This is a genomic window from Mycobacterium sp. 852002-10029_SCH5224772, from assembly GCF_001667315.1.
GTDB lineage: Bacteria > Actinomycetota > Actinomycetes > Mycobacteriales > Mycobacteriaceae > Mycobacterium.
Genome location: NZ_LZHT01000110.1, coordinates 127,993 through 154,167, shown reverse-complemented (window position 1 = coordinate 154,167; position 26,175 = coordinate 127,993). Strand labels below are relative to the sequence as shown.

Genomic DNA, 26,175 nt, shown 5'->3' with positions numbered 1-26,175 from the left:
ACCGCAAGGAGGCACCGTGACCGTGACCGCCGACAAAGAGTGCGACGCCAACGAGGACGTCGAGAAGCCACCCGCCGATGACCGTGAAGACGCGTCGGACACCGACGAACAGAAGCCGAAAGCCACGGCGCGGCAGTGGAAACGTTACAACCGCATCGCGCTGGTGGTCGCGATTTACGTGTGTGCGTTCGGCCTGGCGGGCGGGCTGGGCTGGAAGCTGTGGGATGAGCACACGGTGAGCCGGGCCGGGCAGGCGGCCCAGCGAACCGCGATCGATTATGCCCAGGTGCTGACCAGCATCGATTCCAACCAGGTCGACCAGAACTTTGCCGCCGTACTCGGCGGGGCCACAGGGGAATTCAAAGATACGTACACCAAGGCCAGCGTGCAGCTTCGGCAATTGCTGGTCGACAACAAGGCCACCGCGCACGGCACCGTGGTCGACTCCGCGATCGAATCCCAAAGCAAAACCAGGGTGGTGGTGTTGTTGATGGTCGACCAGACGGTCAGCAACGCGGTGCGTCCCGACGGCCGCGTCGACCGGAGTCGCATGAAGATCACAATGGACAATGTCGGTAGCCGCTGGCTGGCTAGCAAAGTCGAACTACCCTAAGGCATTTCGGTCATGCGGATTATCCGGCTCTCGGTCACGGTGGCGGCGGTGACGGCCGCGGTGCTCAGCGCACCGTCGGCGTCGGCGTCGGTGCAGTCTTTTTGCGGCGACCTCGCGGGCGACTTGGACGGGCAGTACTGCCACACCTCGGTGACATCCGAGCGAAAAGCCGTGCGCGACATCAAGATGGCTCTGCCCGGTGACCTGGTCGAAAACCCCACCAGCGGCCCCGCGATCCGCGAATACCTGCACAACCTGATGAACAACTGGCGCACGAAGGGCGCCTCGATGGTCCAAGACAGTTGGGGCGAGGAAAACTTCCAGGTTTTCCCCCACGGGCGGGCACTGAGCGTGGCCTTCAACGAGGACTACCACGCCGACGGACCGTCATTCAACAACGCCTATCGCACCTTCACCTTCGACATGGCGGGCGGCCGCCGGTTGCAGCTGGGTGACATCACCAAACCCGGTGTCGACCCGCTGGCCGCCATCCCGCCGTTGGCCGAACCCTTCATTCAAGAGGCGCTCGACCGCGCCGCGTGGCAGCACTCCCCTGGGACATATCCCTTTACCGTCGACCGCTGGACTCCGGACAAGGTGTTCTCCGGGGGCTACAAGGCGTGGGCTCTCACACCCGACGAACTGATTCTCTACATGCCGGATTACCCGGTCGGGCACGACTCCCCGATCCAGTACGGGCAGTCCCAGCAATGGTTTATGGACGGAGGCACCGCCCAGCCGCATATCCCGCTCAGCGCGCTCAGCTCGGTGCTGCGCCCGGAATTCGGCGGGGCGTAACGGGGTTGGACGTCCAATGACCTCGGGTACGACCCTGCGCCCGGCCGCCCCTCAGCAGCCCGCCGCCATCGCAAAACCGGTCGTCTACCGATCGCCCGGTCCGCCGTTACTGCGGCTACGGTGATCTGTATGCCGTCGGCTAGCCGCTCGTCCGCAGATCAAGTGAAGCGGCGCCCGAAGGACCGCAAGATCCAGATCGCCCGCGCCGCGACCGATGCCTTCAGCGAGTTGGGCTACCACGCGGTCAGCATGGAAAACATCGCGGCGCGGGTCGGAATCTCCGCCGCCGCCTTGTACCGGCATTCGCAGGGCAAATACGACCTGTTCCGCGACGTCTTCTTGGCGCTGGGGCAGCAGCTGGTCGACGCCACGGCGTTCGCAGACGCTTTGCCCGCCGATGGCGACCCCGAGGAGCAACTCAGCGCCCTCACCGGTGCGTTGATCGACAGCACGATCGTCAATCGCACCGCCGGTGGACTGTATCGGTGGGAGGGTCGCTACCTGCGCGGCGACGATCAGCGCGCTCTGGCCGAACAGATCAAGCTGATCAACCGGCGCCTGCAGCGTCCGCTGATGAGGTTGCGGCCGAAACTGACCTCGCGGCAACGCTGGTTGTTGTCGGCGGCCACACTGAGTGTCATCGGCAGTATCACCGACCATCGATCCCGCCTCGGTAACGCGGAGATTCGGGCCGCGCTCAACGATGTCGCGACCGCGGTGTTGCAGGCCGAGTTGCCGGCGCCGCGCGGCCGCGGATCCCAACCGTTGCGGACGTCGACGCTGACCAGCGCCGCCGGCAGCTACGAGCTGCTGCTCCACGAGTCGATGCGCCTGTTCAACGAACGCGGCTACCGCGAGACCGGCATGGAAGACATCGCCGCCGCGGTGGGCATCCCGGTTGCCAGCATCTACCAGTACTTCCCGGGCAAGGCCGCCATCTTGGCGGTCTACTACCGGCGAGCCGCCGACCAACTCTCCGGTGACCTGTCCAGCATCCTGGCCACCAGCGACGATCCCGAGCAGGCGCTCGCGCGGCTCATCGACGCCTACGTGACCCGGTCGTTGGCCAACCCCGAACTCGCGTGTGTGTACTACACCGAGCGTCACAACCTGCCCAACACAGACGCCGTGCTGCTCTACAACATTCAGCGCTCCACCGTGGAATCCTGGGCCAAGCTCGCCGTAGCGGCAAGACCGGAACTCACCCTTGGCCGCGCGCGCTACGCCGTGCACGCCGCGTTCGCGCTTGCGGTGGACATCGGGCGACTCGTGTACCCCGACACCAGTCAGTCGGCCACCCTCACGGTTCGTCGCTTGATGGAGGTGACGGTGCTGGGACGGCCGGCCGCGTCCCCCGACGCGGTTGGCGACAACCGACGACGTCGCTGAAATATCATTCAAGCCAGAGAACGGCCCTGCACTTGCGGCGCCGTCACTGCCAGGATCAACGGTCCCCTGGAGGTTGAACGTGCCGTTCCGGCAGCATATCTCCGCGAAAGTCACCCGGTGCTAATCGTTGCCTATCGGCCCGATGCACTACCAAATCGTCCGAATGGGAATTAACATATCTAGCGTCTAGTCCGCGCGCCGGAATGTGGTGGTCCTCACCTGTTGGTGTGGGCCGGCCGCGACTCCGACAGCGCCCGCGCGAAAGGGATGCTCATGCTCAGCAGGATCCGTCAGCTCCTCGAGTATCAGTTGACCATCGCCGAACTGCTTGGGCTGGGCATCCTGCTGGGGACGCCGTACCTGATCGTCGGGGTGATCTGGTCGAGCACCCATACAGCGCATCTGCACGAAATGCACGGCGTCGATCTGGTGGTGTCGTTCCTCGGCTCGATCGTGTCCTGGCCGGTGCTGCTGTTCGCGAACGTTTGCATGACCTAGGGGGCTCAGGCGCATGGTCAACCGCGGACCGCTCGTTGTCTTCGCGGCGGTGGTGTTCTTGGCCGGCGGGCTCTTAGCATTGCGATTCCCGGTTTTCATCGAGGCCTACGACCAGTTCGGCTGGCAAGTCAAATGCGGCAGCGGCTTTACCACTGATCTGACCCAAGCATCCGACGCCGAGAAGAAGCCGAGCCACCGGGCAAACCCCGGCGCGTCGCACCCGGCCGGCGGCAACTACGTGGGCCAATGCAATAGCGCGCTGATGGCCCGGCGCGTGTGGGCCATCCCCGCCGCGGCCCTCGGAGGGTTGACGCTGACCTGGGCGGCGGCCGCGGCACTCGCCCACGATCGCCGAGCCCGCACCGAGCACAACGACGGCTGACGGACTGCCGCGATAGGACGAAAACCGTTGGGAATGAACAGTCGTCGCTATCGCGTGCTCTCGTCGGGGGTGTCGTGCCGTGACTGGTGCAAACCCGGGGCATTGAGGTCTTCGTTCTGGTGCTCGAGCTGTTCCTGCCGCTTCCGCTGTTCTTCGGTTGTCTTCCGGGCGTCCGCGGGCGCAGCGGGCGGGTCGATGTTGCCTTGCTGATCCACCGGGATCTCCTCTGAACGTCGGCAATGGCTCCAGTCAGGGTCTCCCGAATCGCGTGCGCCGAAACACTCAATACTGTTTGACCACGGCGCGGGGTGCCGTTCGCCAGGTTCTGCCCCCGTCGTCTTGGTGACGCGGCGGCTCGAGAAGCAAGACGGCCAGCCCGTCGAGCAGCACCGGGCGCACCCAGTCGCCCAGTTCGATCACCTCACCGGGCGTCGGTTGGCGATGCAGGGCGTCGCGGGCGACGTCGATCGGGGTCAGCGTGCGAACGGTGTCGATGGTGGCATGGTGGGGCAGCTTGCGGATGCCGGGCAGGGTGATGAACAGCCCGTCGTTGCCGGAAAGGTGCAGGCCGACCGCCGCCAGTGCGCCGGTCATTCCTTCCCGGGTTCCGCCGTGTCCCGACAGATGCACCCCGATCGCCTTGGCAAGTTCGCGAGCTTCGCTGGGGTGCAAGACCTCTCGTTTGGCGCGGCGACCGAACTCAATAAGCACCGCGGCGTCGGCGAGTTCGCCCGGAGCGACGACGGCGAGCCCCGGGTCGGCATCGGGCGGGCAGACCCGTTCCAAGAACCGCCCGCCGAGTTGGATGATCCCGGCCCGCACCGCGTGCGGGTCGCCGCCGGCGCTGCGCCAGGCCAGGCATGCGCTCGAATTGTGGGACGTATAGGGGATCCGGTCGTCGACGAGCAGCTGGTGACGAGTGGCGCCCGCGGATGAGCCGAGGCCCGCATCGGCCAGCTCGTGAAGCAGGGCCCGGGCGCGCCGGCCGGTGCCAGGCGTATACGGGTTGTCGGTGTCGTCGATGCCGATGAGCAGGTCCACACCGGCGAGCGCGCACGCGTCGGTCATGGGTTGACCACCAGGGCGGTGACATCGCGGACCCATTGATCGCGGCTGAGTTTCGCGCCCGTGAGCTTGAGCGTCTTGCGTTTGGTGAAGCTGAGGATGGTCTGATCGTCGAGCGCGGCCGCGATCAGCGTCTGGGCCGGGTCCCGCCCTTCCACCCGAACCCTGGTGGCTCCGGCCGCGCCTGCAGCATTCAGAATCGATCGCACGCTGGGCCCCTTCTGGGCCTGTGCGCCGTGCGATTGCGGTGTGGCGATCTCCACCTGGGGGAGCTGCTGCAGCTGCGCGATGGTGAACCGCTCGAGGACCCGGTGACTGTCCTGCACGACGAGTGGATTGTCGCTCCCGGAGGCCCCGCATGCGGCGACCCCAGCGCTGATGGCTAGGGCCGCGACTGCCCGAAGGGGGCGCGTGTAGCTGCGCATTTTCGGATCCTATCCTGTGAATACGCCGCAAATGAGGAGCAGGGTAGGTGCCGGCAATTTATGCTTTCCGGATGACCGTGATGCAACGTCCGGCGGCCGGCTTGGTGGCCGCCCGCGAGGCGGTGTTCCCCCTGCTCGCGGGCGCTACGATCGTCGCCTCCACCGATATCCGGATCCCGCTGGGCCTGCCCGGACACCGTGGGTTGGTTTGGTTGACCCTGCTGGTGGCGGTGGCGCTGGTGACGGCCCGGCGCGAGACGGTGCTGGCGGTCGGGGCGGCCTCGTCGATCGCGGCGTTGCCGATGCATGGGTGGACCGATCCCCTGTGGAGTAGTCGTTATGTGGCCGCCGCGGCGTTGCTGTATGCCGCCGCCTCCCTGCCGGTGGTGCGGCGGCGGCGGTGGTTGTTGTCGGTGGCCGCCGCACCGATTCATCTTGTCGCACTGGCCACTTCGGTGTTCGGACCGCACGCCGGCGGTCACCTGTCGACCTGGGTGTCGAGTGGGCTGCTCGAGAAGGCCGGCTGGCATTTGGTTTTCGGATTCGCAGCCGGTCTGCTCGCCTGGCTGGTGGCGCTTTGTGTGGGTTACCTGCCCCCGGCAACCGGCACGTTAGTTGGGCAAAACTGATTTGAGGAGTGGCCGCTGTGACGCTACGAGTTCTTCCCGAGGGCCTGGCCGCGACAAGCGCGGCGGTGGAGGCGATCACCGCCCAGCTCGCGGCCGCGCAGGCGGCCGCAGCCCCGGTGGTATCGGTTGTGGTTCCCCCGGCCGTCGATCCGGTATCGCTGGCGGCAGCCGCCGTTTTCAGCGGTAGGGGCAGCCAGCATACGGCCGCGGCGGCCAAAGGCGTCGAGGTGCTGGGCCGGGCCGGGTTGGGCGTCAGCGTGGCCGGCGTCGGGTACGCCGCCGAGGATGTCGCGGACGCGGCGACCTATCTGGTAGCGGGCGGCTGACGGTGACCGCTCCGGTGTTCATGGCGCTGCCGCCAGAGGTGCATTCGACGTTGCTGAGCAGCGGTCCGGGGCCGGGCCCGTTACTCGCGGCCGCGGGAACCTGGGCGTCTTTGAGCGCCCAATACCAATCGGCGGCAACGGAATTGACGGCGGTGCTGACCGGATCGGCCGGAGTGTGGGACGGCCCGACCGCCGAAACGTACGTCGCCGCGCACATGCCGTATCTGGCCTGGCTGGAGCTCGCCGGCACGCTGAGCGCTGAAGCGGCCGCCCAGCATCAAGGGGTGGCCACCGCGTACACGGCCGCACTGGCCGCGATGCCGACGCTTCCCGAGCTGGCCGCCAACCATGCCATGCACGCGGCCTTGGTGGCGACGAATTTCTTTGGGATCAACACGATTCCGATTGCGCTCAACGAGGCCGACTACGCACGGATGTGGACGCAGGCGGCCACCACGATGACCACCTATCAGGTCACGACCGAAGCCGTGCAGATGACCAGCGGCGCCGGGTCGGGGAGTGGGAAGCGAAGCGGGGCCGGCGCCGGGAGCGGAACCGGCACCGGGGCCGGCAGGGGCACCGGCGGCGGTGGCAGCGGCGGACCCGGAAGTGGCACCGGCGGGGGTGGCGGGCAGGGGTCGTTCGAGTTGCCCACACCAGAAGAGATCTGGGAGATGCTCTTCGGGCCCGACGGCGAGAAGATCCCCGGTCAGGGCCAGCCAAACTGGAGCCCGTCGGAGTATCTGCAGAACCTGGGGAACTTCTTCAACGGCAACGCCCAGGCCGCGGCGTGGCTTCAGCAGAACGCTTCAGGTCTGCTCAACCCGTCCACGTTCCCGGCGCTGATGAACTATTTCATCGCGTGGCAGACCTTTCGGATCATCAACTGGACGATCAGGACGCTGCGGTTCATTCTCCAGGAGCTGCCGCTGCTGCTGCAGGTCGCCTTGACCCTGTCCATCACGAGCCTGGGGGGCCTGGCCGGCCTGGCCGGCTTGGCGGGATTGGCCGGCGTGGGCGCGCCCGCGGCCATGCCCGCGCCCGTCGACACCCCGCAACCCGCCGTGGTGGGCATGCAGCCGCCGGTGGCCTCGGCCGCGCCGGCGATGGCTCCGACGGCCCCGACCAGTCCGGCGGCGCCGGCCACGTCGGTGGTGTCGACCCCGGCGACCGCCGCCTCCACCGTCGCGCCACCCGCGGCGCCGCCCACGCCCCCGGCGCCGGTGACCGGTGCCGAGGGCTTCGGCTACATGGTGGGCGGCGTCGGTCTTGGCATGGGATCGAAGGCGCAGACCCGGGCCAGGACCGAACTGCCGGCCGCGCAGAGCGCCGCGGCAGTGGCGCGGGCGTCGGTCGCGGAGCGGGAACAGGGGCGGTCACGGCGCCGCCCGCGGTCGGTCATCGATCCCGGGTACCGCTACGAATTCATCGACGCCGACGCCGATTCCGGCGGGGCCACTGCTTCCGCGCCCGATCGGGTACTGGCCTCGGCATCCGGTGGCTCGATAGAGGGCTTCACCGGAACGCTGCCCAAGCCCGACGTGCATGCCGCGGGCCTGATCACGTTGGCCGGCAACGAGTCCGGCGAGGCCCCCCGGGCGCCGATGCTGCCGGAGAGCTGGGACGGTCAGTAGGCCGCTCCCCGGGGCGTCGCTAACCGAGGTGCGCGGACAGTAACCAGGCTCCTACCGATTTACGGCCGTTGCCCTCGTCGCGGATGTCGGCGGCGAAGGCCTCAAACCCCGTCAGAAAGCTGTCGGGCACGTTGGCGTGGATACGTGCCGGCCGGATCTCGTCGATCACCCAGTACTTCGAGACCGCGTCGCGCAGCTCGTCCTCGGTGACCGCATTGACCGGGCCATCGGCCGGCATCGCGGCGCGATCGAAGACGAGCACAAAGTACGAGGCCCCCGGCGCGGCGGCACGAACGATCGATTGCTGATAGCCGTCGCGCAGCTCCACGGGCATCGAGTGGAAAAGGGTGCTGTCGACGATGGTGCCGAAGCGGCCGTCGTATCCGGTGAAGGCGCTGATGTCGGCGACATCGAAGGTGGCGTCGGTCAGGCCGCGCCTGGCGGCCTTCTCGCGCGCCAGCTCGATGGCAGTGGGCGACTGGTCCAGGCCCACCGTGGCGAAACCGCGTTCGGCCAGGTACAGCGACACCGCGGCCTCGCCGCAACCGGCATCGAGCACGTCACCGTGGAACTTGCCGGCATCGATGAGGGCCGCGATCTCCGGCTGCGGCTCACCGATGCTCCACGGTGGCCGGTTGCCCTCGCCCATCTCGGGGGCCTCGCCCCGGTAGGCGGCTTCGAACATCTCGTGAGTTGGTTGGGTCATGACACCGTTGTATCAAGCACCCTGATATATGTCAAGTAGGTTGATATATAGGTCGGCGACCACCGCAATGCGCGATCCCGCTGAAATAGGCTGGTACGCCGGCAATCCCCGACGGCGGGGCCTCTCTGGTCGCCGCTACGTCAATGTGGCGGTCAGGTAGCCCGAGGCATCGCCCAACGACGCCAGCTCGTCGTTGGGCACTCCGAACCCCTGAGCGGCGAAGGCCTGCTCGGTGGTTTGTATGTCGATCTGCCAACCGCGTGCACCCAGGTACTCGGCCGCCGTGTTGCGCTCGCCGGTGTAGAACAGATCGGCCAGATTGATGCTGGAGCCGATGCGCCGAGACCGTTCGGTCAGCTTCTGCGCCCAATCCGACGGAATCTTGCGCAGGTCCAGGTGCTCCGTGGCGATCCGGCTGCCGGTCGCGGACACGGCGGCGATGTTGTCGAACAGCCGGTCTTGCGCCTCGGGCGGCAAGTAAACGAGCAACCCCTCGGCGCTCCAGGCGGTCGGCCGCGCAGCGTCGAATCCGGCCGCCTCGAGGGCCGCCGGCCAATCGTCGCGCAGATCGATTGGGACCGTGCGGCGCTGTGCGCCGGGCGTGGCACCCAGGCCAGCCAGCGTGCGCGTCTTGAACTCGATGACCTCGGGTTGGTCGATCTCGTAGACGATCGTGTCCGCCGGCCAGCGCAGCCGGTAGGCCCGGGTGTCCAATCCGGAAGCCAGGATGACCGCCTGCCGGATGCCCGAGCCGGTCGCGTGCATAAAGAAATCGTCGAAGAACCGGGTGCGCACCGTGATTTGCTCCCTCACGGCCTGGCGGCTCAGTAGCGGATCGTCGCTGCGGTCGATCTGGCTGTCGAGGAGCTTGATGAAGGTCTCGATGCCCACGGCGCGGACGAGCGGGTCGGCCCACGGGTCATTCAGCAGGGCGTCGGGACCCTGGGAGGCGATCGCACGCTGTGCGGCGACCGCCGTCGCGGTGGCTCCGACGCTGGACGCCAGATCCCATGTGTCGTTCTCGCTGCGGGTCACGCCAATCTCCCCTCGGCGACTATGCGCGTGATTAGTTAGCTTATATAAGCGACGAGTCAACTGTACCCGGGCGCGCCGGGTGCGACAGTCGGAGCGGGAGGGCGTGCGCAGGCGTGGCCCCGGGAATGGGGCGAGCAGTGCCGGGGTGTTCACTGTCGGCATGGGTGACAACATCGAGCTGAGTCCCAGGGGCTGGGTCCGCGACCAGACCGAACAGATCTTGAGTCGCGGCACCACCGACGGAGTTGAAGTCTTCGACCGGCCCATCGTTTTGCTGACCATCACGGGGGCGAAGTCCGGCAAAGCGCGCTACGTCCCGCTGATGCGCGTCGAGCACGACGGCCGCTACGCCATAGTCGCGTCCCACGGGGGCGCCCCCGAGCATCCCGCGTGGTATGCCAATGTCAAGGCGAATCCGGCGGTGACGCTGCAAGACGGCGACAAGGTTGCCACGCTGCAGGCTCGCGAACTCGAGGGACCCGAGCGCGACGAGTGGTGGCAGCGGGCCGTCGAAGCGTTTCCGCCCTACGCGGAATACCAAACAAAAACGGCACGGCAGATCCCCGTATTCGTTCTGGAATGAGTGCTTTTTGCCACCGCCGACGGGCCGCGAAAACATTTGCATTCGATATGCGCCCCGCCCGTCCGGTTGACCGCGGTTGCCTGCCCACCTACTTTCGTACGCAGAGGCCAGGCATGGCTGGCTGGACAACGATGTTCACCGCATTCGTAATCGCCTGGGCCGCGCGACTTTACGCATTTCTCGGCTTGCCGTTGTCGGATGGACATCCAAAAACTCCACCGTCACTGACGAATTCAGGAGAGGCCCTTGCAACACGCTGAATCGCCAGGTCGACAAGGTGTGGAGCAGTGCGCGTCGTCCCGGATTGACCGGATGCGCGAGGCCGCCCAATATGACCTGCCCGCGTCATTGGTGGTTTTCCTGGTGGCGCTGCCGTTGTCGCTCGGGATCGCACTGGCGTCAGACGCCCCGGTTCTCGCCGGCTTGATAGCGGCGGTCGTCGGGGGCATCGTCGGCGGCTGGATCGGTGGGTCGCCCCTGCAGGTCAGTGGGCCCGCCGCCGGGCTCACCGTCGTCGTCGCCGACGTCATTCATCAGTTCGGCTGGGCTGTAACATGTTTCATCACCGTCATCGCCGGGATCCTGCAGGTCGCGTTGGGATTCAGCCGTATTGCGCGAGCCGCCTTGGCGATCTCGCCCGTCGTGGTACACGCGATGCTGGCCGGCATCGGGATCACGATTGCCTTGCAGCAAGTGCACGTATTGCTGGGCGGCGCGTCGCAAAGCTCGGCATGGAGCAATGTCACGGGCCTGCCCGCGCAGATTCTCGGCGCTCACCGGCCGGGACTGGTGCTGGGGCTGCTGGTGATCGCCATTCTCGTTGCCTGGCGCTGGGTTCCGGCGCGGGTGGCCAGCATTCCCGGCCCACTGGTCGCCATCGTGGTGGTCACGGCCATCTCGGTGATGTTCCCGTTCCACGTGTCCCGGATCGTCCTGAATGGCTCGGTGCTCGACGCGCTGCAGTTGCCGTCGCTGCCGCACGGCAATTGGGGAGCCGTCGTCATCGCCGTCATCACGGTCACCTTGATCACCAGCGTCCAGAGCCTACTGACCGCGGTATCGATCGATCGCATGCACAACGGACCGCGAACCGACTTCAACCGCGAACTGATCGGACAGGGCGCCGCGAACATCGCCTCGGGCGCGATCGGCGGGCTGCCCATCGCCGGTGTCATCGTGCGCAGCGCGGCCAACGTGAACGCCGGCGCGAAAACACGGGCCTCGACGATCATGCACGGGTTCTGGATCCTGCTGTTCGCCGTGCCCTTCGCCGGACTGGTCGAAAAGATCCCGACCGCTGCCCTTGCCGGCCTACTCATCGTCATCGGGATCGAGCTGTTGAAACCGGCGCACATCGAAACCGCCTTGCGCAATGGCGATCTCGCCGTCTACCTGGTCACCATCGTCAGCGTCGTCTTCCTCAATCTGCTGCACGGCGTCATGATCGGACTTGCGTTGGCCGTCGTCGTGACCGGATGGCGGGTGGTGCGCGCCAGGATCGAGGCCAAGCCGGTAGATGATGGATGGCACGTCGTCGTCGAGGGGGCGTGCACGTTCCTGTCGTTGCCGAGGCTGACCGGGGTTCTGGCGTCCATCCCCGAACGCACGTCGGTGACCCTCCACCTGCTCACGAACTATCTCGACCACGCCGCGCACCAGGCGATCAGCGACTGGCAACGACGGCATACCGCCACGGGCGGAGAGGTCCATCTCCGTGAAACGATCGAAGTGGAATCCGTTGGGCACGAGGGCAATCCGTCAAAACCCCATCGCCGCAACACGCACCTGAGCCTGGTCGCTCAGCTATCCGCGGAGGGACGCGCGTAACACCGGCCCGCGCCCGCTACTTCAGGTCGGCAGCCACCCGCTCTAACGCGGCGAGGTGGTCGTCGACATGCGCCAAGCCGGCCTTCATGGTGTTCACCGACAGATGGCTGGCCCCGGCGGCTTTCCATGCGGCGATGTCGGCGGCGAGCTTGTCTGGGTCGCCGGTCCAGCTGACCCGGGCTTCCATGCCGATGCTCTGCGGGTTTCGGCCCGCCGACTCGGCCGCGCCGTTCACCTGCTCGAGCGCGTGGTCAAGGCCGGGACCAGGTTCGACCATGGGAAACCAGCCGTCGCCGAGACGACCGGCGCGTTCGTAGGCGCGGTCGGAGGCCGCCCCGAACCACACCGGGATCGGCCGCTGGGTGGGCAGCGGGGCCAGTCCCGCGCCGGTCACCGTGTGGTACTTGCCGTCGAAGGTGACCGATCGCTGCGTCCAGAGCTTGCGCATGAGCTCGACCTGCTCCTCGGAGCGTTTGCCGCGATTGGTGAACGTCTCCCCGAGCGCTTCGTACTCCACGGCGTTCCAGCCCAATCCGACACCGAGGCGGAAGCGACCGCCGGTGAGCAGGTCGACCTCGGCGGCCTGCTTGGCCACCAGCACCGACTGCCGCTGCGGCAAGATGATGACGCCGGTCACGAGTTCCAGCGTGGTGATTGCGGCCAGGTAGCCGAGCATCACGAACGGCTCGTGAAACGTCGAGTCGATGTCGTAGGGGCCCTGAAAGCCTTGATGCACCGTCGTGTCGGCGCCGACGACGTGGTCGTAGGCGAGCATGTGGGCGAACCCGAGTTCTTCGACGCGCTGGGCGTACGCGCGCAGGACGGCGGGGTCCGATCCGAGCTCGGTTTGTGGGATGACGACGCCAATGCGCATTCGCGATGCAACCGCTCCGCGTCGTGTTTGCTTCCCGCGCGGCCCGTCGAGAAGTCCGGGTGCGGGCTTCGAGCATGATGGGGTCGTGACGGCCAAGAAGCTGAGCGGCGTGCTGCGGGTCGGCGAGTTGGAGCCGGCGCTCGAAGACGAGCTGGCGGCGCGTTACGACATTCCGAAGCTTCCCGACGGCCCGGCGCGAGCCCGGTTCTTGGTAGAGCATGCCGCCGAGGTGCGGGTGCTGCTGACGTGGGGGCCCCCGGGCGTCGACGCCGACACCATCGCGGCATTGCCCAACCTGGAGGTCATCGTCAACGACGGGGCCGGGGTGGACCTGATCGACCTGGAGGCGGCGAAGCGCCGCGGCATCGGTGTGAGCAATACCCCCGACGTACTGTCGGACACGGTCGCCGATACGGCGCTGGGCCTGATGTTGATGACGCTGCGCCGTTTCGGCGCCGCCGATCGCTATGTGCGGGCCGGACGGTGGGCGCGCGAGGGTCGGTTTCCGTACGCCGGGAACGTTAAGGACGTCAGTGGCCTTCAGGTCGGCATCCTGGGCCTGGGCCGCATCGGTTCGGCGATCGCGGCCAGGCTGCTCGGATTCGATTGCGCCGTCGCCTATCACAACCGGCGCCGCATCGACGGGTCGCCGTACCGTTACGCCGCGTCGCCCGTGCAGCTCGCCGAGTCGGTCGATGTGCTGGTCGTCGCCACCACGGGCGACCACGGGACCCACAAGCTGGTCGACCGCGCCGTGCTGCAGGCGTTGGGGCCCGAGGGGTATTTGATCAACATCGCCCGGGGCGGCGTCGTCGATCAGGACGCGCTGGTGGAGCTGCTGGTCGGCGGGGGGCTGGCGGGAGCGGGGCTGGACGTCTTCGCAGACGAACCGCAGGTACCGCCCGAACTGTGTGACCTGGACAACGTGGTCCTTCTCCCCCACATCGGCAGCGCCACGCCCCGGACCCGTCGGGCGATGGCGCTGCTGGCGATCCGCAATCTCGACAGCTACCTCGGCACTGGCGAGCTTGTGACGCCCGTACTGACACCGCGTCGCCACGGCTGACGGCTTCGCGGCGCTGTGACCAGGCGATCCTGGATGGAAACCTGTCTGTGTCCGAAGCGATACCGCGAGAAGGTTATCGCTGCAACCGCATCTGGGTATGCGGCTTTCATGAGCCCATTAGCCGCGCCGGTGCGTTTGACGCTCGCCGGCACCGCCCGCCCCGATACGGCGGCGGAGTGGCGCCATGCCCTGCAGCGGTGGCTGCGGCAGGAGGTGCACGCGCCGGAAGACATTCGTGAGGACGTCGTTTTGGGAGTCAACGAAGCGCTGGCCAACTGCGTCGAGCACGCCTACCGCTCCTCTCCCCAGGCCGGCGGAATGAAACTGCAGGCCAGCTACGATCCCGGCGCCGAGTCAATCCGGGTGTGCGTCAGTGATCGCGGAAGTTGGCGCAAGCCTCCGTCGAGGCAGACCAACGACCCCCGCGCCTCGCGCGGCATCACGCTGATGCACAACCTTGCCAACCACTGCACCATCCATGCTCGCCCCAACGGCACCAGCGTCTACTTGGACTACGCGACCGACGCCGACGGCGCTGGGGGACAATAACTTTCACCGAGCATGCCGAGGTCAGCCGCCCAACGGCGCCGAGGGCGTGAACTTGACCGGCATGTTTTCCAGGCCGCTGACGAAGTTGGCCGGCCGCAGCGGCAGCGGGTCCTCGGACGCCAGCTCCATGTCGGGGAGCCGTTTCAGCAACCTTTCGAGCATCATCGACAGCTCCAGGCGCGCCAGCTGGTTGCCCAGACAAAAGTGGGTCCCAAAGCCGAATGCCAGATGGTTGTTGGGGTAGCGGTCAATTCGGAAGCGATCGGGATCACCGAACACCGCCTCGTCGAAGTTCGCCGATTCGAAAAGCAAGATGATCTTCTCGCCCTGCTCGAGCTGCGTGCCGTGGAACTTGAGATCGGCGGTCATGGTGCGGGCCATGTTCTTGACGGGTGCGGTCCACCTCAGCATCTCTTCGATCGCATTGGGCAGCAACGCCACATCGTTGACCAGTTGGCGGTGCTGCTGCGGGTGGCGCAGGATTTGGGCGGTGCCGCCGGACAGCGTGTGCCGGGTGGTCTCGTCGCCGCCGATGAGCAATAGCAAGACCTCGGTCACGATCTCGTGGTCGGCCAGCTTCTCGCCGTCGACCTCCGAATGCACCAGCACGCTGACCAAGTCATCGGTGGGCTCGGCCCTGCGCGCCGCGATCATGCTCGTCATGTATTCGGTGTAGGCGGCGAAGGCGTCGATGGAGACCTGAAAGTCCTCTTGCGCGGTCGTGCTGCTGAGCATCGTGACCATGTCGTCGGACCAGCGCAGGAACATCTGTCGCTCTTCGGGCAGCACTCCGAGCATGTCGCCGATGACCGCCATCGGAAGGGGGGCGGCAAGGTCCCAGACGAAGTCGCATTCGCCGCGTTCGCAGACGTTGTCGATCAGCGCGTCGCACAGCGCACCGATCGAGGGCTCCCTGTCCTTGACGCGTTTACGGGTGAAGCCCGCATTGACCAGCTTGCGCCGCAACAGGTGAGCGGGGTCATCCATGGCGATCATCATGGGCGGCGCGTCCTGGTCGGGCCGGATACCGCCGGCGTTGGAGAACAGCTCCGGCGCCCGCTCGGCGTCGATCACCGCCTGATACGTCGCGGCGGCGGCCAGCCCATTGCGGTCCCGAAACACCGGCTCGTTCTCGCGCATCCACCGATATGTCGGTCGCGAGTCCCCCGCGTAGAAGGCGCCGTCGGTCAGATCGACGTCGGGCCGCAATTGATTGCGGGTATCAACGGTGCTTGGCATGGCTCACCCTTCCCCGAAGCGGCACGCGCGATCTTACCGTGGACCTTACAGTAGGTACCGTGGTAGAACGACGCCTCTCACATCGGTCTCGGCGAAGCGCGCTCGCGTAACGCCGTCACGAACATCTCGTCCATCCGCGGGCTCACTTCGGTCAAGGTCGCGGCGCTGACGTAGCTGGCGGAGCCGAAGACGCGTTCGAGCGAGTCGGCGGCGGTGGTACTCCCGATGGAAAGGCACAGACAGGCGACACCATCGCGGCGGAGTTCTTCGAGCGCCTTGTTCGCGTCGGCTTCCGCGTAACGACCGTCGTAGCCGTCGTCATAGGGGCACCCGTCTGACAAGACGAGAAGCAGCCGGTTTGGTGTGCCGGCTTGAGCGTTGAGAATCTCGCCCGCCCCGCGGATCGCCGCTCCGAGGCGGGTATAGCCCGACGGCTCAAGCTGATTGAGCCGCGCGCGTTGCGGGGCGCCGAAGCGCTGCCCGAACGTTTTGATCGCCGGCAGGTGCACGGCATGCCGCCCGTGGGATCGAAACGCATAGACGGCCACGCGGTCGCCGAGTTCCTCCAGGGTCATCGCCACCGTTGCCGCCGCACGTCGCTGGTGATCGTGGACGGTGTTCCCCTGTGGGTCGGCGTCGGTGGCCGATCCGGAGGCGTCGAGGAGAATGAGGACGCCGAGGTTTCGAACGAGATCGCGACGCTGGGTGTAGATGGCCTCCGTGGGTGAACAGCCGGAGCGCAGGTCGATGAAGAGGTCGACGAGTGCCTCGATGTCGATGTCGTCGCCGTCGGCGCGCGCCCGCAGGAGCCTGGGTCCCAGGCCGACGCGCGCCAGTCGTCGCCGTAGCTCGTCGTCGCGCGACACCTTCGCCGACGAGATGTGGGTGGGCTCGGTGAGTGGAAAATCAATCACCCGGCACCAGTCCGCCCGATAGCGATTGTTGAAGACGTCCCACTCCGGGTGCAGGGCACCGCCGATGCCCAATGCCGCGCCGGGCCTGCCATCGACGAAATTGATGCGTGTCGGCAGTGGACGTGCAGTCGGGCTGACCGTTCGCGCCGGCCGGATCGCGCGGGCCGCAAACTCCCCGCCCGAAGAGTCGTCACCGCGCGACGGCGCCTCGCCCAACAGTTTTCGGAGAAAGTCCATGAGGGCTCGTGAACTGAACAGCGGGTTGTCGAACAGCTTGAGGACCTTGCTTTCCTCGCCGGGGTGGTCGTCCTCGTCGTCGGTCTCCCGTGCGACGACGAGCTCGATCGCCCTCTGGAGATCCGTATCCGTGGCAGGCGTGGCCCGGCCGGCGGAAGAGGACAGGAGCTGCGCTGGGCGGATGACGCCGAACCACTCCGGAGGGTCTGCGATTGCGCTTGTGCCCCTGGCTATCTCGAGGGACTCATCCGGGCTTACGGTACAGGGTGCTCCGTCGAGGCGAAGCGCCGCCGCCAGCGGAACCGTGCGGGCGAGTTCCGCCAGCACCCGGTGGCCTTCCAGGGCGAGGTAGCGGCGCGCGACGGCCGGGCGCGCCCGCAGCCGCTTCACCCATCGGCGATCCAGGCTGCCCGCGCCGAGCAGCGCGCTCTGGACCAGCACCTGCCGGCGCTGCTGCGCGGCGGAGCCGTCCGCCGGGACGAAGATGACCTCGCCGTTCGTGTAGGCATCCTGGCCGGCCGCCGCTTCGACGACGTCGACGGACCGGCCGGCGATGTGGGTGGCAAGAAACCGATACCGTTGCGGGGCAACGGAATCCGACGTCATCACATCGTGGGCAGGAGTGAGTCGACGAGCTCGCCGAGCGCGGCGATGACCTCCCGATCATCGGACAGGATCCGGACGATCGCCGCCTGGACGGCGCTGCGCAGGTTGAGTCCTTCGGCGGCCAGGCTGCCGGCCAGGATCAGCATGCGGGTGGACGACACTTCGCGTAGCGGTGAACCGTCGAGCTGTCGGATCGCGTTGCCGACCGTGACCAGAGCGCGCGCCGTCGCAGCGTCGATTCCCGCCTCGTGGGCAACGACTTCCGTCTCGGCGTCAACGGACGGGAAACCGAGCTCGATCGCCACGAATCGCTGCCGCGTCGACTCCTTGATGTTCTTCAGCACGCTTTGGTACCCGGGATTGTAGGAGATGACCAGTTGAAACCCCGGTGCCGCAGGCACCGTCGTCCCCAGGCGGTCGACCAGAAGCTCGCGGCGATGATCGGCGAGCGGATGGATGACCACCGTGGTGTCCTGGCGCGCCTCGACGATTTCGTCCAGGTAGCAGATCGCGCCTTCGCGGACGGCCCGGGTCAACGGCCCATCCACCCAGATCGTTTCTCCCCCTTTGAGAAGAAAACGTCCGACCAGGTCGGCCGACGTCATGTCTTCGTGGGCCGCGACGGTGATCAAATTGCGACCCAGCGCATGGGCCATCGCCTCCACGAACCGCGTCTTGCCGCATCCCGTCGGCCCCTTCAGCAAGACCGGCAGGCCGCGACCTGCCGCCGCGCGAAAGACCTCCACCTCATCGCCGGCGGGCCGATAGAACGGCGCCTCCGAAGCGGCACGGACGGCGGCGGGCTCGGAGTTCGTCAGCACCTAGTGTCCTGGCGCCCGCTCGAAGGGGATGACGTCGGGCAGCTGGCCGCCCGGCGGAAGGACGAGGTGGCCGTGCACATCGACATACCCGGAGCGCTTGGTGGGTATCGGCAGACCGGGGTTCGGGCATGGCGTGTCCGTCCCGTCGCCGCAGATTCCGCCGTTGAAGTACGAACGCTTCTGGTGGTCTTGCGGCCACGGGTCGGCGTGCATTCCGATCCATTGCGCGGGCACGTTGTAGAAGAAGAAGAAGCACGCGCTGACGCCGGCGAAGATCGCCAGAAACCGAGTGAACTGCTGTCGCGCCAATCCGCCCCGAACGTGGTCCAATCCGCGCTCGACGACGGTGCGGCCACGATCGTCGGTGAAGAAGCGCAGACAGCACAGCGCCGCCTGCACGCCACCCCACATCAGGCCTTCGTAGACCGGCCATTGGTAGTAGGTGTCGGCGTTGATCGAAACGGACCTGATGGCACCGGGGTAGGTGTAGAAGCCGATCGGTAGCAGGACCAGACCCTCCATGACGAAGTCGAACACGAATGCGAGAGCGTAAGTGACGAGGACCAACCGAAGATTGCTGATGTTCGGCCAGCGCGTCTTGATTTTGCGCATGATCCAACACCCGACGATCGTGATCAGCAGGACGCCATATGCGTAACCCGGCGCGTTGGTCAAGAGGGGCTCGGCCACCTGATGGCCCGGTTCCTCCGGGGAGACCCACCCCGGGATGTTCGACGACCACGAGCCTCGGTTGAACAGCCAGGTGTTGTAGGTACACCACGTGTTGAAGTAGTTCAGCAACGGATCCTGGAAGAACATCAGGCCCATCGACACCACGAGCATGCCGTCCAGCGTGATTCGCCGCTCGCGCCGCCACGGCCTGATGAAGAACCACCACAGGACAACCGGCAGGGCGATCCACAGAACCACCGCGTTCGCCATGAGCGGCACCTTCATGTACATCGGTGGCTCGCTCGGCCCCGAGGGCACCCGCTCGAAGTAGGGGCCGGTGATCCAGCGGATCCACACGTATAGCTGGAGAGCCAGGAGCGCGCCACCGGCCACGGCCCACACTTTGATCGGCTTCACCGGGGACTGACTCTGCGCACCCAGTTCGGCGGCGCCGGGCAGTGACTCGGTGACAGACGAGGCTTGGTTCTTGTTAGCGAGATCGCTCATGACGCTGGTGTCCTCCCGGTCGGCATTCCACGCTCCGAGCAATATACTCATGAGTATCTGGGAAACGGAATAGCTTCTCGCAAGCTCTGGCAGAATCTGGCGCATGGTTGAGCGTTGGACGCGAGAGCGTCGCCTGGAGCACACTCGCTCACTCCTGATCGACGCCGCCGAGGAAGTCTTCGGCGAAAAGGGTTTCGTCGCGGCGACGCTCGACGATATTGCCCACGCCGCCGGCTACACGAAAGGCGCGATCTACAAACACTTTTCGACTAAGGAAGATCTCTTTTTGGCGGTCAGTGATCGCTACTGGCGTCGGTACTTTGTCAACTTCACCGAAGTGATGGCCCCGGCAACGCAGATCGGTGCGCGCGAACTCGATGAGATCGCCAAGCGCTGGAGCCAGCTCAGCCGCGACCGCGGGGCGGAGCACGCAGCGCTGGGTCACGAGTTCATGCTCTACCTGCTGCGCAACCCCGACGCGCGGGAACGCGTGGCCGCCAAGAGATCAGAGGCCGTCGAGGCGCTGGCAAAGTTCATCGTGGCGGGCATAGACCGGCTCGGCGGCACGTTGCTGATCCCCGCATCGACGTTCGCCCAGGTTCTCGTCGCCACCAGCGACTCGGTCGTGTTGGGCAGCCAACTCGATGACGTCGACCTCTTCCGGCCGATTGTGGAGATGTACGTCTCGGTGATCAAACTGCCCTGAGCCTCGACACGAAAAGCGCTTCGGCGCAACGCGTCTCAGACTCCGGTGGCGATCTCCAATTCCTTCAGTGACGCCTCCAGGTGACCGAGCATTCGCTGCAGGTGCGGGACGCTGCGGCGGCAGCCAACCAGGCCGAAGTCGAGGTTGTCGGCGTTGTTGGTCACCGTGATGTTGACCGCCTGGCCGTCGAGAGGGATGGACAACGGATAGTTTCCGGCCAAGCGGGCGCCACGCCAGTACAGCTGCTCCGAGCCGCCCGTCGACACGTTCGAAATGACGATGTTGAACGGCGGAGAGGCCGCGGAAAGATAACCGGGGATCAGCCCGAAGAACAATCCGCCGATGTTGAAGGCCGACAGGGCCAACTGCTGAACCGGCGGCAGCTGCCAGAACACCTCCTTGGTGTCGCGGATGGATGCGCTGATGGTCTCGAGGCGTTTCGCCGGGTCGTCGAGGTCGGTGGCGAGGTTGCACAAAAAGGTGCCGACCATGTTCCCGCCGCTGTCGTCGTCGTCCTTGCGCAGATTGACCGGGACCATCGCGGTCAGCGGGGCGTCCGGCAGGGCGTTCTGATCCAGCAGATAGGCCCGCAGGGCCCCGGCGCACATGGCGAGTATCACGTCATTGACCGTGACGCCGGCGGCCGCCTTGACCGCGTTGACGCGCTCCAACGCCCACGACTGCGCGGCCACCCGCCGCGCGCCGCCGATCCGGACGTTGAACATCGACCGCGGCGCCTGGAACGGAAGGGTGAGTTGTTGTTCGAGCAGCGCGGCCCGCGCGAGCTTCAGCGTGGACGGCGCCAACGCCAGCGCCGACCCCGCGGTGCGGCCGGCCCGCTCGAAAAGGGACGGGCGTTTACGTCCGCCGCGCTCGCGCGGGGCCAGGTTCCACGGGACCCGCACCTGGTCATCGTCCGGATCGGGCGTGAAGGCCCGCTGCAACAGGCGAAGCGCCGAGACGCCGTCCATGAGGGAGTGGTGATACTTCGTGTACACGGCGTACCGCCCGTCCTGCAGGCCTTCGACCAGGTGGGCTTCCCACATCGGGCGGTGCCGGTCGAGCAGGCTGCCGTGCAGCCGGGAGACCAGCTCCAACAGGTCCCGGACCCGTCCCGGTTCCGGCAGCGCGGAACGGCGAAGGTGGTAGTCGAGCTCGACGTCCTTGTCGAGGGTCCATGCGACGTTGGTGATGCCGCCGAAGAAGGCCGGACGTTTGCTGAAGGCCGGTTGCACGTCCGTGCACCCGAGCATCGCCTGATAGCTGTCGCGCACGAAATGGGGTCCGGCATCCTCGGGGGGTTCGAAGAGCTGTAGCGAGCCCACGTGCATCGGATGTTCGCGTGACTCGCCGATCAGGAACAACGCATCCGTCGGTGATATCGGTTCCATGGATGTCGCCCCCAACTGTTGTCGTCGCGCCGCCCACCGCATAGACGGCCTACCTCCTAGTAACCCAACCGGGCGCCGGCCACACTCAAATGAACCGACGTACCTGACCGACGGGTTACCGGCCCACCGCCCAACGCGCGGTGATCGATGTCAGCACATCTCGCTAGCGGACGTCGTCGGCGAGCGCGCGCGCCTCCCGCTCGGTCTCGACCGCGGGCCCGGAGCCCGGCAACGGCTTGCCGGCGACTTCGGGGGTGAACAGCAACGTGATCGCACCCACCACGCCGCCGAAGATCAGCATGTAGGCCGGCACCATCACGTTCCCGGTGCCCGATACCAGCGCCTGGGCGATCAGCGGGGTGATGCCGCCGACGAGCGAGATCGAGATGTTGTAGGAGATGGCCAGCGCCCCGTAGCGCACATTTGTGGGAAACAGCGCCGGCAGCATGGCCGGCCCGGTGCTGTCGAAGCACAGTTCCATCAGCCCGACCAGCAGCACGCCGATGAAGATCACCGGATAAATGCCGCCGAAACGGATGAGCAGGAACGCCGGGATCGAGGCCACGATCAGCAAGCCGCAGCCGGTCCACATGATGGGTTTGACGCCGATGCGATCGGACAACGCGGCCACGAGCACCACGGTGACCATCAGGATCGCCAGCGTGGACACGATCATGACCAGTCCGGCGGTGTGGCGTACGCGCACAAAGAGCCGCAAATACGTCGGCAAATAGCCGGTGAGCATGAAGTCGGCGACCTGAGAGGTCAGCACCAGCGCCGCGCAGATCAGCATCGGCCGCCACTGCTCGACGATGGTGCGCCGGATGGGCTGGCGGCCCTGGTCGCCCGACTGCGCGTCGTCGTGGGCGCTTTGGTAGGCCGATGACTCCTCGAGCCGGAGCCGCAAAAACAGCGCGACCAGGCCGAAAGGCAAGCCCAACAGCAGCGGAATCCGCCAGCCGTAGGTCAGCATGGCGTCCTCGGGCAGCCAGGTCTGCAGCCCGGTCACCAGCAAGCCGGCCAGGACGAACCCCACCAGATTGCCCATCGGCAAGAACCCGACCATCATGCCGCGCTTATTGTCGGGGGCCTGCTCGACGAGATAGGTCATTGCGCCGACGTATTCGCCACCGGTCGACAGGCCCTGGAATACCCGTGCGAGGACGAGCAGGATCGGCGCCCAGATGCCGATGGTGCTATAGGTGGGCAGCAGGCCGGTCACGGTCGTGCTCACCGTCATCATCAGGATGGTGACCACCAGAACCCGGTGGCGTCCGATCCGGTCGCCCAGCGGACCGAAGATGAACCCGCCGAGCGGACGCACGACGAATGCCGCCGCGAGCGTGCCGAAGGTCGCGATCAGGTGGACTCCGCTGACGCTCTTGCCGGGATAGAACACCTGGGCGATCGTGGTCGCGATGTAGCCGTAGACGCCGAAGTCGTACCACTCCATGAAGTTCCCGATCGCGGTGCCCATGATGGTCCGACGCATCGCTGGATCGGCGACCCTGATTTCGTTACGTGCCCATTTCCTCCGGCGGCGGCGAATACCCATCGAATCAAGACTTACCCACAACTTTCTCAGGGACAACCGCCGGGGTGGGCTTCACACGCCCGACGTCGGACGGCCGACGGCTATCGCGGCGATCCGGCTTGGCCGTGCGCGCGTTCGATCGCGCGCGACAAACACCAGCTAGAACGGGGTTGCCGGCAGCGGCGATCTCGGCGTTATGGCCCGCCGACGCCGAGATCGGTTATCCCAGTCACGTTCCTGCGGTCACGCGCGCAGGTCATTGACCCTTCAGACTGCCGATGCGCAACGAACAGTCCGCGGGCTTGGGCCGCGGGCCGCCCATCCGCTCGACGTAGCGACGCGGATCGCGATCCGTGATCGGCAACCCCTCGGTGGTGGGGTGCTCGGCCATGAACTCGCTGTATTGGCGCCCGAGCGCTTCGCGAAGGCCGATCGGGGCGTTGCGGCGGAAGTCCGACAGCCCTTCGCGCTCCTCTTCGCCCATGTGGTCGTCGTTGGCCTCCCGGGTCCGCCCGACCGCCGCCCACCACTGCTCAGTGCCGAGTTCGGCCGCGTCGGCCTCGCGCACCCCGTCGCGAATGTCGTTGTGGTCGCCGATGGCGTCGAGGGTCTCGCCTTCGGCGTCCTCCCCGCCGCGTTTGAGCAGCTGCGGATAGAAGATCTTTTCCTCGATGTAGGCATGCACGTCGAGCTTGTCGGCGAGCGGTCGCCATACCTGTTCGAGCCCGGTCGGGTCGGCGGGCCGCTGCGCCTGAAGGTAATCGAGGCGGGCGAACTGTTCGCGAAACCAGTCATGGTCGGCGAGGATCAACATGGTGATGTCGGCCATCGGGGTCTCCGCCTCTCTCACGCCGGTCAACCAGCCGGGTTAGCACGCGCTCGACATCATTAAAGGACGCCCGCGTCGGCTTACCCGTCCAAGGGTTCCACATAACGGCTCGGCGATCACCCGAATGATGTGCATGCCCGAGTTGCCCTGCGCGGCAGTGGATTACCAAATTTGCGCGGAGGTAAGCGATCTGGCGAGCCCTTCGCCCTTTGGCGGCCCGACGCTGCACGGGAACTCGCCGGTCCGGCGCGCCGAGGCGGCCGGATACACTGGAGCGTCCGTGAGGCGATCGATTTCGATCGCGCCGTCAAACCCGATATGAATAAGTCAGAGGTTGTGCCTTGTCCGAAAATCCCGGCGATGCCGTCAGCTTGGAACCGCATTTCGAGGACGTACAAGCGCACTACGACCTGTCCGACGAGTTCTTCGCGCTCTTCTTGGACCCGACGCGCACCTACAGTTGCGCGTATTTCGAGCGCGAGGACATGACGCTGGAAGAGGCGCAGATCGCCAAGGTCGACCTCTCGCTGGGCAAACTGGGATTGCGGCCAGGCATGACATTGCTCGACGTCGGGTGCGGGTGGGGCACCACCATCGTCCGCGCGATCGAGCGGTATGACGTCAACGTCGTCGGGCTCACGCTGAGCCGCAATCAGCAGGCGCACGTGCAGGGGCGTCTCGACAGCCATCCGTCCGAGCGGTCCAAGCGGGTGCTGCTGCAGGGCTGGGAGCAGTTCGACGAAAAAGTCGACCGCATCGTCTCCATCGGCGCCTTTGAACATTTCGGCCGCGACCGCTACGACGATTTCTTCAAGACGGCCTACGAGGCGCTTCCGGCCGACGGCGTGATGATGCTGCACACCATCATCAAGCCCAGTGACGAGGAGTTCGCCGAGCGCGGGTTACCCATCACCATGACGAAGTTGCGGTTCATGAAATTCATCATGGACGAGATCTTCCCCGGCGGGGACCTTCCCCAAGCCAAGGGCGTCGTGGAGCACGCCCAGCGTGCCGGCTTCGGTGTGAAGCTGGTGCAGCCGCTGCGCCTGCACTACGCGCGCACCCTCGACACCTGGGCGGCCGCGCTCGAGGCGCGCCGCGACGAGGCCATCGCGATTCAGTCCCAAGAGGTCTACGACCGGTACATGAAGTACCTGACCGGCTGCGCGGACCTGTTCCGTGAGGGCTACACGGACGTCGCACAGTTCACCCTGACCAAGGGCTGACAGGCCTCCGTCCACCTCCCAATCGGCGGGGTCCGCGTTTACCGTCGTAGCACGGCGGGTAATTCCACGGCAACAACCTGATCCGGTTAGGTGTCGATGTCCTTCGGCGCAAACCGCAGGAAGGACGGATCGTGGCCGCCAAGCACCGCATGCCGGAGTCGCCTGAGCAAACCCCGATGCCTACCGATCGAGGTCAGCGGCGCGGCATGTCCGGCGTAGCGAAGGTGTGCGACGTTGTCTGCGCTTCGCTGTTGTGCGCAGCGTGCCTGACGGCGTTGGTGCTCAACGGGGTTCACGCCGAGAAGCGAACCGTCGTCGCCGATGTGGGGCCGCCGGCCGTCTCGCAGCCGGTGAAGCAGGAGGGCACCGTGATCGCCGTGACCGTGGACTCGGTGACCATGCGCAGCGCCGACGGGTACACCCAGACCTATCGCTTCACCCCGGACACCACGGTGATCACCCATCGCGGTCGCCAACCCGCCGCCGCGGCACCGCAATTCACGGTCAACGACCGCGTGGTGGTGGTGGGTACCATCGAGGGCGGTACGGCGCTGGCCACCGCGGTTGCCGCCCGGGGCGCGGGACACGGTGATGCACCGCCCATGGATTACCTTGAGGGTCAACCGGTTTCCTCCGGCGCCGCCTGAGCGCGGTCCCCGAACCGGACCGGGAAGCCTGCCCCGCCTAGTCTGGTAGCGATCCGGCCATAGGGAGGCGCCATGAGCGAGCATGAAGCAAAGATGATCATCCTGTCGACCGACGACTTGGACGAGTCGATCCGGTTTTACAGCGAGACCCTGGGCATGCCGCTGAAGTTTCGCGATGGGGCGCACTTCGCGGCCCTCGATGCGGGCCCGGTCACGTTGGCACTGGCGACCGCGGTCGACCATCCCATCCCCGGGCAGGTTGTGGTCGGCTTCAAGACCGCGGACGTCGACGCCGCGGCGGAGGCTGTCGAGGCCAACGGTGGTGGCATCGTGAAGGGCCCCTATGACGACGCTCACGAACGACGCGCCGTGGTCTATGACAACAAGGGCAACGGCCTGGTCTTCTACAAACCGCTGGGCCGCTAGTCGCGGGGACATTGAAACGCC

At 66.4% G+C, this 26,175-nt stretch carries 29 protein-coding genes; 16 read left to right on the top strand and 13 right to left on the bottom strand.

What is annotated here, in order from left to right:
- Window positions 1-16 precede the first annotated feature (16 nt).
- The 5 genes from A5775_RS20160 to A5775_RS20140 all read left to right on the top strand — a co-directional run bounded on the left by A5775_RS20160 (window position 17) and on the right by A5775_RS20140 (window position 3,680).
- Window positions 17-613: an Mce protein gene (locus tag A5775_RS20160; RefSeq protein WP_067256272.1), complete on the top strand. Its 597-nt coding sequence runs from the start codon at window positions 17-19 to the stop codon at window positions 611-613.
- Between the two features lie 12 nt (window positions 614-625).
- Window positions 626-1,411 (top strand): mannan-binding family protein, encoded by a 786-nt coding sequence (locus A5775_RS20155; RefSeq protein WP_067256270.1) that lies wholly within the window; start codon window positions 626-628, stop codon window positions 1,409-1,411.
- Window positions 1,412-1,540: 129 nt separating this feature from the next.
- On the top strand, window positions 1,541-2,800 hold the full coding sequence (locus tag A5775_RS20150; RefSeq protein WP_067256267.1) for a TetR/AcrR family transcriptional regulator: 1,260 nt from the start codon (window positions 1,541-1,543) through the stop codon (window positions 2,798-2,800).
- 273 nt (window positions 2,801-3,073) lie between these two features.
- Window positions 3,074-3,298: a hypothetical protein gene (locus A5775_RS20145; RefSeq protein WP_067256364.1), complete on the top strand. Its 225-nt coding sequence runs from the start codon at window positions 3,074-3,076 to the stop codon at window positions 3,296-3,298.
- A 13-nt stretch (window positions 3,299-3,311) separates the two neighbouring features.
- The gene (locus A5775_RS20140) at window positions 3,312-3,680 is read left to right on the top strand and encodes a hypothetical protein (protein WP_067256265.1); all 369 of its coding nucleotides are present in this window, start codon (window positions 3,312-3,314) and stop codon (window positions 3,678-3,680) included.
- Window positions 3,681-3,727: 47 nt separating this feature from the next.
- Here the strand turns inward: A5775_RS20140 and A5775_RS25725 are convergent, their stop codons facing one another.
- From A5775_RS25725 to A5775_RS20130, 3 genes are all read right to left on the bottom strand, one after another.
- Complete coding sequence (locus A5775_RS25725; RefSeq protein WP_197512754.1) at window positions 3,728-3,895, bottom strand: hypothetical protein; 168 nt, start codon at window positions 3,893-3,895, stop codon at window positions 3,728-3,730.
- Between the two features lie 67 nt (window positions 3,896-3,962).
- Entirely contained in the window at window positions 3,963-4,748 is a 786-nt protein-coding gene (locus A5775_RS20135) for a hypothetical protein (protein ID WP_067256262.1), read from the bottom strand.
- Entirely contained in the window at window positions 4,745-5,170 is a 426-nt protein-coding gene (locus A5775_RS20130; protein ID WP_067256260.1) for a hypothetical protein, read from the bottom strand. Before A5775_RS20130 ends, A5775_RS20135 begins: the two co-directional genes overlap by 4 nt.
- Before the next feature lie 71 nt (window positions 5,171-5,241).
- Between A5775_RS20130 and A5775_RS20125 the strand changes: the two genes are divergently transcribed.
- The 3 genes from A5775_RS20125 to A5775_RS20115 are packed head-to-tail and all read left to right on the top strand — an operon-like array spanning window position 5,242 to window position 7,759.
- The gene (locus A5775_RS20125) at window positions 5,242-5,799 is read left to right on the top strand and encodes a hypothetical protein (RefSeq protein WP_067256257.1); all 558 of its coding nucleotides are present in this window, start codon (window positions 5,242-5,244) and stop codon (window positions 5,797-5,799) included.
- A 17-nt stretch (window positions 5,800-5,816) separates the two neighbouring features.
- Complete coding sequence (locus A5775_RS20120) at window positions 5,817-6,125, top strand: PE domain-containing protein (RefSeq protein WP_067256362.1); 309 nt, start codon at window positions 5,817-5,819, stop codon at window positions 6,123-6,125.
- A 20-nt stretch (window positions 6,126-6,145) separates the two neighbouring features.
- The gene (locus A5775_RS20115; RefSeq protein ID WP_067256360.1) at window positions 6,146-7,759 is read left to right on the top strand and encodes a PPE domain-containing protein; all 1,614 of its coding nucleotides are present in this window, start codon (window positions 6,146-6,148) and stop codon (window positions 7,757-7,759) included.
- Window positions 7,760-7,778: 19 nt separating this feature from the next.
- On the opposite strand, the gene A5775_RS20110 is transcribed toward A5775_RS20115, so the two are convergent.
- Window positions 7,779-8,465: a class I SAM-dependent methyltransferase gene (locus A5775_RS20110; RefSeq protein ID WP_067256255.1), complete on the bottom strand. Its 687-nt coding sequence runs from the start codon at window positions 8,463-8,465 to the stop codon at window positions 7,779-7,781.
- 135 nt (window positions 8,466-8,600) lie between these two features.
- Complete coding sequence (locus A5775_RS20105; protein WP_067256252.1) at window positions 8,601-9,500, bottom strand: class I SAM-dependent methyltransferase; 900 nt, start codon at window positions 9,498-9,500, stop codon at window positions 8,601-8,603.
- A 160-nt stretch (window positions 9,501-9,660) separates the two neighbouring features.
- Here A5775_RS20105 and A5775_RS20100 point away from each other — a divergent pair, with 160 nt between their 5' ends.
- Together A5775_RS20100 and A5775_RS20095 are read left to right on the top strand one after the other, a co-directional pair.
- Window positions 9,661-10,083: a nitroreductase family deazaflavin-dependent oxidoreductase gene (locus A5775_RS20100; protein WP_067256249.1), complete on the top strand. Its 423-nt coding sequence runs from the start codon at window positions 9,661-9,663 to the stop codon at window positions 10,081-10,083.
- Between the two features lie 312 nt (window positions 10,084-10,395).
- Window positions 10,396-11,910 (top strand): SulP family inorganic anion transporter, encoded by a 1,515-nt coding sequence (locus A5775_RS20095; RefSeq protein WP_067256246.1) that lies wholly within the window; start codon window positions 10,396-10,398, stop codon window positions 11,908-11,910.
- Window positions 11,911-11,926: 16 nt separating this feature from the next.
- Here the strand turns inward: A5775_RS20095 and A5775_RS20090 are convergent, their stop codons facing one another.
- Window positions 11,927-12,784, bottom strand: coding sequence for an LLM class F420-dependent oxidoreductase (locus tag A5775_RS20090; RefSeq protein WP_067256243.1), 858 nt, complete (start codon window positions 12,782-12,784; stop codon window positions 11,927-11,929).
- 85 nt (window positions 12,785-12,869) lie between these two features.
- Here A5775_RS20090 and A5775_RS20085 point away from each other — a divergent pair, with 85 nt between their 5' ends.
- The gene (locus A5775_RS20085) at window positions 12,870-13,850 is read left to right on the top strand and encodes a 2-hydroxyacid dehydrogenase (protein WP_067256241.1); all 981 of its coding nucleotides are present in this window, start codon (window positions 12,870-12,872) and stop codon (window positions 13,848-13,850) included.
- 129 nt (window positions 13,851-13,979) lie between these two features.
- Window positions 13,980-14,399, top strand: a complete 420-nt coding sequence (locus tag A5775_RS20080) for an ATP-binding protein (RefSeq protein WP_197512769.1) — start codon at window positions 13,980-13,982, stop codon at window positions 14,397-14,399.
- Window positions 14,400-14,420: 21 nt separating this feature from the next.
- Here the strand turns inward: A5775_RS20080 and A5775_RS20075 are convergent, their stop codons facing one another.
- The 4 genes from A5775_RS20075 to A5775_RS20060 all read right to left on the bottom strand — a co-directional run bounded on the left by A5775_RS20075 (window position 14,421) and on the right by A5775_RS20060 (window position 19,395).
- The gene (locus A5775_RS20075) at window positions 14,421-15,638 is read right to left on the bottom strand and encodes a cytochrome P450 (protein ID WP_067256236.1); all 1,218 of its coding nucleotides are present in this window, start codon (window positions 15,636-15,638) and stop codon (window positions 14,421-14,423) included.
- A gap of 77 nt (window positions 15,639-15,715) precedes the next feature.
- On the bottom strand, window positions 15,716-17,395 hold the full coding sequence (locus A5775_RS20070; RefSeq protein ID WP_067256233.1) for a nitric oxide reductase activation protein NorD: 1,680 nt from the start codon (window positions 17,393-17,395) through the stop codon (window positions 15,716-15,718).
- Window positions 17,395-18,216 (bottom strand): CbbQ/NirQ/NorQ/GpvN family protein, encoded by an 822-nt coding sequence (locus A5775_RS20065; RefSeq protein WP_067256231.1) that lies wholly within the window; start codon window positions 18,214-18,216, stop codon window positions 17,395-17,397. Before A5775_RS20065 ends, A5775_RS20070 begins: the two co-directional genes overlap by 1 nt.
- Window positions 18,217-19,395 (bottom strand): spirocyclase AveC family protein, encoded by a 1,179-nt coding sequence (locus A5775_RS20060; RefSeq protein ID WP_067256228.1) that lies wholly within the window; start codon window positions 19,393-19,395, stop codon window positions 18,217-18,219.
- 103 nt (window positions 19,396-19,498) lie between these two features.
- Here A5775_RS20060 and A5775_RS20055 point away from each other — a divergent pair, with 103 nt between their 5' ends.
- A complete protein-coding gene (locus A5775_RS20055) occupies window positions 19,499-20,101 on the top strand; it encodes a TetR/AcrR family transcriptional regulator (RefSeq protein ID WP_067256226.1) in 603 nt (200 codons plus the stop codon).
- 35 nt (window positions 20,102-20,136) lie between these two features.
- On the opposite strand, the gene A5775_RS20050 is transcribed toward A5775_RS20055, so the two are convergent.
- The 3 genes from A5775_RS20050 to A5775_RS20040 form a co-directional block, all read right to left on the bottom strand.
- Window positions 20,137-21,492, bottom strand: coding sequence for a wax ester/triacylglycerol synthase family O-acyltransferase (locus A5775_RS20050; protein ID WP_067256223.1), 1,356 nt, complete (start codon window positions 21,490-21,492; stop codon window positions 20,137-20,139).
- Between the two features lie 163 nt (window positions 21,493-21,655).
- Window positions 21,656-22,984, bottom strand: a complete 1,329-nt coding sequence (locus A5775_RS20045; RefSeq protein ID WP_067256219.1) for an MFS transporter — start codon at window positions 22,982-22,984, stop codon at window positions 21,656-21,658.
- Window positions 22,985-23,282: 298 nt separating this feature from the next.
- Window positions 23,283-23,855, bottom strand: a complete 573-nt coding sequence (locus A5775_RS20040) for a hemerythrin domain-containing protein (protein ID WP_067256217.1) — start codon at window positions 23,853-23,855, stop codon at window positions 23,283-23,285.
- 341 nt (window positions 23,856-24,196) lie between these two features.
- Here A5775_RS20040 and A5775_RS20035 point away from each other — a divergent pair, with 341 nt between their 5' ends.
- From A5775_RS20035 to A5775_RS20025, 3 genes are all read left to right on the top strand, one after another.
- A complete protein-coding gene (locus A5775_RS20035; RefSeq protein WP_067256215.1) occupies window positions 24,197-25,081 on the top strand; it encodes a cyclopropane mycolic acid synthase family methyltransferase in 885 nt (294 codons plus the stop codon).
- Between the two features lie 176 nt (window positions 25,082-25,257).
- The gene (locus tag A5775_RS20030; protein ID WP_231995226.1) at window positions 25,258-25,728 is read left to right on the top strand and encodes a hypothetical protein; all 471 of its coding nucleotides are present in this window, start codon (window positions 25,258-25,260) and stop codon (window positions 25,726-25,728) included.
- A 72-nt stretch (window positions 25,729-25,800) separates the two neighbouring features.
- Window positions 25,801-26,154, top strand: a complete 354-nt coding sequence (locus tag A5775_RS20025; protein ID WP_067256209.1) for a VOC family protein — start codon at window positions 25,801-25,803, stop codon at window positions 26,152-26,154.
- The last annotated feature ends 21 nt before the right edge of the window (window positions 26,155-26,175 follow it).